Origin of the sequence: Polyangium sp. 6x1 (assembly GCF_029946515.1) — a bacterium.
Taxonomy (GTDB): domain Bacteria; phylum Myxococcota_A; class Polyangia; order Polyangiales; family Polyangiaceae; genus Polyangium.
In genome coordinates, this window is sequence record NZ_JARZHH010000179.1 from 1 (window position 1) to 958 (window position 958).

The 958-nt window shown below is 58.9% G+C and carries 2 tRNA genes and 2 rRNA genes; all 4 read right to left on the minus strand.

Annotated features, from left to right (window positions below):
• Positions 1-411, minus strand: a 23S ribosomal RNA gene (locus QHF85_RS49710); the annotation flags it as partial.
• A 164-nt stretch (positions 412-575) separates the two neighbouring features.
• A tRNA-Ala gene (locus QHF85_RS49715) sits at positions 576-648 on the minus strand.
• A gap of 23 nt (positions 649-671) precedes the next feature.
• A tRNA-Ile gene (locus QHF85_RS49720) sits at positions 672-745 on the minus strand.
• Between the two features lie 114 nt (positions 746-859).
• Positions 860-958, minus strand: a 16S ribosomal RNA gene (locus QHF85_RS49725); the annotation flags it as partial.

Consider the following 958-nt stretch of genomic DNA (forward strand, 5'->3'; position numbering starts at 1 on the left):
GGCTGTCACCCTCTATGGCCGGCCTTTCAATACCGTTCGGCTAGACTCGTCTTTTCTTACTCGCCGGAGAGAATGCCGTCTCTCCTGCAAAAACCCACGACCCCCAAACAGCAACGCCAGCATGCTTGCACTGCTTGGGTTTAGGCTCTTCCCCGTTCGCTCGCCACTACTGGGGGAGTCGCTTTTGCTTTCCTTTCGTCCAGGTACTTAGATGTTTCAGTTCCCTGGCTTGGCTGCCACATGGCTATGTATTCACCATGGGCTGGCAGGTAATCCCTGCTCGGGTTTCCCCATTCGGAGACCTCCGGATCACAACCTGTTAGCGGTTCCCCGGAGCTTTTCGCAGCTGTCCACGTCCTTCATCGCCTCTGATCGCCTAGGCATCCACCGTGCGCCCTTCGTAGCTTGACCGTACCCCTAAGGCACGCATCGAACTCGCGCCCGGAGTTCGATTGCCGAACTTCCGTGCGCCAGCTCTTCACTAGCTTTAGGACGCTATCTATCGATCTATTTAGTTGTCAGAGATCCGGGACGCCGAAGCGTCGCAGTCTTTTGGTGTCTGGCGGTCCAGACGGTGGAGCTGAACGGGCTCGAACCGTCGACCTCAGGCTTGCAAAGCCCGCGCTCTCCCAGCTGAGCTACAGCCCCAAGAGCATTCCAGAACGCTCAGGTGGGCCAGGGCAGAGTTGAACTGCCGACCTCACGCTTATCAGGCGTGCGCTCTAACCACCTGAGCTACTGGCCCAAACTGCAGCCTCCGCTCGCGCGGAGCCGCAGCTCGGTCCCTGGAAACTGGATTGTACGCTTCACCGTGTGGGACGGGTTTGACCCCTAGGTATGCGCCGAAGCGCTTCCTTAGAAAGGAGGTGATCCAGCCGCAGGTTCCCCTACGGCTACCTTGTTACGACTTCACCCCAGTTACCAGCCACTCCTTGGGGGCCTGCCTCCCTTGCGGGTT